The organism is Pseudomonas sp. P5_B2, assembly GCF_056400445.1.
On record NZ_JBFULH010000449.1, the window covers coordinates 1 to 3,367 of the forward strand.

The 3,367-nt window shown below is 57.7% G+C and carries 3 protein-coding genes and 1 pseudogene; all 4 read left to right on the forward strand.

Annotated elements, in window-relative coordinates:
* The first annotated feature begins 364 nt into the window (after positions 1 to 364).
* A complete protein-coding gene (locus tag AC1DRJ_RS22145) occupies positions 365 to 1,429 on the forward strand; it encodes an ABC transporter substrate-binding protein (protein WP_477804021.1) in 1,065 nt (354 codons plus the stop codon).
* 204 nt (positions 1,430 to 1,633) lie between these two features.
* Positions 1,634 to 2,440 carry an alkaline phosphatase family protein gene (locus AC1DRJ_RS22150; RefSeq protein ID WP_477804022.1) on the forward strand — a complete coding sequence of 269 codons (807 nt, stop codon included), beginning with the start codon at positions 1,634 to 1,636 and terminating at the stop codon, positions 2,438 to 2,440.
* A complete protein-coding gene (locus AC1DRJ_RS22155; protein WP_477804023.1) occupies positions 2,437 to 3,282 on the forward strand; it encodes an ABC transporter permease in 846 nt (281 codons plus the stop codon). The genes AC1DRJ_RS22150 and AC1DRJ_RS22155 overlap by 4 nt, the downstream gene beginning before the upstream one ends.
* Positions 3,269 to 3,367: pseudogene (locus AC1DRJ_RS22160) on the forward strand (ABC transporter permease); the annotation flags it as partial. The gene AC1DRJ_RS22155 and the pseudogene AC1DRJ_RS22160, both read left to right, overlap by 14 nt.

Consider the following 3,367-nt stretch of genomic DNA (forward strand, 5'->3'; position numbering starts at 1 on the left):
CATCAACGTTACCTATCTGGACTAGACCAGCGCTATTTCGGAGCAGAACCGTGCCGTAAAACCGGTTCATCGACGTCCTGCAAGCGTAGGCACTGCAGATGACTGATCGATGACAAAGCTACCCAACGGTCAATTCCACGGTCGCGGCAAACTCTGCAATACATCCGCCAAGTCCCTTGCTCACGGGGTCTTTACCCATGGTCTACGCTTACCGGGCACCTGCCAATACCGGGCAACTAACTGTGCTGCCGGGCGACAACCGACATGAAAGTGTCATCGAGCCCGCCTAAATTGGCTCAGGTATTGCTGACCTAGACCAACACAACCGCAATCGCAGCGTTGAAAACGCCCAAAGGAGCTTCGGATGAAAAAGCTTTTCCTGGCATCACTGTTAGGCTCGACCATTGCCATGTGCACCGCCGCCATGGCGGCTGATGATTTGAAAACCCTCGAAGCCGCTGCGAAAGCGGAAGGCGCAGTCAACAGCGTCGGCATGCCCGACAACTGGGCCAACTGGAAAGGCACCTGGGATGACCTGGCCAAGAACTACGGCCTGAAACACATCGACACCGACATGAGCTCGGCCCAGGAAATCGCCAAGTTCGCCGCTGAAAAAGACAACGCCAGCGCTGACATCGGCGACGTGGGTGCAGCCTTCGGCCCGATCGCGGTCAAGCAAGGCGTGGTGCAACCTTACAAGCCCACTACCTGGGATCAAATTCCAGCCTGGGCCAAGGATAAGGACGGCAACTGGGCGCTGGCCTACACCGGCTCCATCGCGTTTATCATCAACAAAAAATTGCTGCACGGTTCCGAAGCACCGACCAAATGGGCAGACCTCAAGGGTGGCAAATACAAGGTTTCCATCGGCGACGTGAGCACCGCGGCTCAGGCGGCCAACGGCGTTCTGGCGGCAGCCTTGGCCAATGGTGGCGACGAGAAAAACATTCAGCCAGCCCTGTTGCTGTTCGCTGATATCGCCAAGCAAGGCCGCCTGTCGATGGCGAACCCGACGATCGCCACCATGGAAAAGGGTGAAGTCGAAGTCGGTGTGGTCTGGGACTTCAACGGTCTGAGCTACAAGGCCAAGATGGCCAATCCGGATGACTACGTCGTGCTGATTCCATCCGATGGTTCGGTGATATCCGGTTACACCACCATCATCAACAAATACGCAAAAAACCCGAACGCTGCCAAGCTGACCCGCGAATATATCTTCAGCGACGCCGGCCAGATCAACCTGGCAAAAGGCAACGCGCGTCCGATTCGTGCCGAACACCTGACCCTGCCCGCCGAGGTCAAGGCCAAGTTGCTGCCTAACGAGCAGTACAAAAATGTCACGCCAATCAAAGACGCCGATGCTTGGGAAAAGACCTCCAAAGCCCTTCCTCAGAAGTGGAACGAAGAAGTCATCGTAGAAATGAAGTGATGTCGTAAATCCCTGTGGGAGCCTTGTGGCGAGGGGGCTTGCCCCCGTTGAACTGCGCAGCAGTTCCAGAATTTCTGATTTTGGGGCCGCTTCGCGACCAACGGGGCGATGCGGCGTTCCGACAAGCCCCCTCACCACAAAAGCTCGCTCCCACAGGTAGATTGGTTACGTATTTGAAATAACTGTCACGCGGAGTATGCCCCTATGAAGCACAACGTCATCCTTGTCGTGCTCGACGGTCTCAACCACGAAGTCGCGCGTCACACCATGGGGCACCTGCAGGCTTATGTCGGCGCAGGGCGCGCCGCGCTCTACAAACTGGAGTGCGAACTGCCGTCCCTGTCCCGCCCACTCTACGAATGCATTCTCACCGGCGTCCCGCCCATTGAGAGTGGCATCGTTCACAACAACGTCTCGCGCCTGTCCAACCAGCGCAGCATCTATCACTACGCCACGGACGCCGGCCTGAAAACTGCCGCTGCGGCGTATCACTGKGTCAGCGAGCTGTATAACCGTTCGCCGTTTGTGGCTGCACGGGATCGTCACACCGACGACGAATCCCTGCCGATCCAGCACGGCCACTTCTACTGGAACGACCACTACCCGGATTCGCACCTGTTCGCCGACGCCGAAAGCCTGCGCATGCGTCATGCGCCGAATTTTCTCTTGATCCACCCGATGAACATTGATGACGCCGGGCACAAGCACGGTCTCGACACGCCGCAGTACCGCAACAGCGCCCGCACTGCCGACATTATCCTGGCTGACTACCTGCGCACCTGGCTCGACGCCGGCTATCAAGTGCTGGTGACCGCCGACCACGGCATGAACAACGACCGCTCCCACAACGGCCTGTTGCCGGAAGAGCGCGAAGTACCGCTGTTTGTTCTCGGTGACGCGTTCAGTCTCAACCCCGACGCCACGCCGAAACAGACCGAAATCTGCGGCACGGTCTGCGAATTGCTGGGCGTGTCCCACGACAAACCGGTGTGCCGGGAGTTGCTCAAGTGAATGCCAATACACGTGGCAAGTGGTTGGCAGCCTTGTGCCTTGTACCTTTCGCCCTGTTTTTTATTGTGTTTGAAATCGCCCCGCTGGTCTGGGTGATGATCAACAGCCTGCAATCGGAAGAGTTCGGTTGGGGCCTGGCTAACTTCACCAAGATCTTCAATTCAAAGTTCTACTTGCAGGCGATCCGGTACAGCCTTGAGATCAGTTTCTGGTCCAGTGTATTCGGGATCATTATCGCGGTGCTGGGTGCTTACTCTCTGCGCCGGGTCGACTCGAAACTGCGCAACTTCGTCAACGCTTTCGCCAACATGACCAGCAACTTCGCCGGCGTGCCCCTCGCCTTCGCGTTCATCATCTTGCTGGGCTTCAACGGCAGCTTCACCATCATGCTCAAGCAGGCCGGGATCATTCAGGATTTCAACCTGTACTCGAAAACCGGGCTGATCATTCTCTACACCTATTTCCAGATTCCCCTCGGCGTGTTGCTGCTCTACCCGGCGTTCGATGCCTTGCGTGAAGACTGGCGCGAGTCCGCCGAATTGCTTGGCGCCAACGGCTGGCAGTTCTGGCGGCACATCGGTTTGCCGGTACTGACGCCGGCGTTGCTCGGTACGTTCGTGATCCTGCTGGCCAACGCCCTCGGCGCCTACGCGACGGTTTACGCGTTGACCACCGGCAACTTCAACGTGATGACCATCCGCATCGCGGCGATGGTATCCGGTGATATTTCCCTCGATCCGAACCTCGCCAGTGCCCTGGCGGTGGTGCTGGTGGCATTGATGACCCTGGTGACCCTCGTGCATCAGCTGCTGTTGAAGAGGAGCTACCATGTCTCGCGCTGAACTGGGCCCAGTCGGTGTCTATCACCGCGTCGTGGTGTACCTGCTGTTTGCCATTCTGTTGTTGCCGCTGTTCGGGACGCTGATC

Coding starts and splice junctions, on each gene's coding strand:
- AC1DRJ_RS22145 (WP_477804021.1), top strand. CDS start 365: ATGAAAAAGCTTTTCCTGGCATCACTGTTAGGCTCGACCATTGCCATG.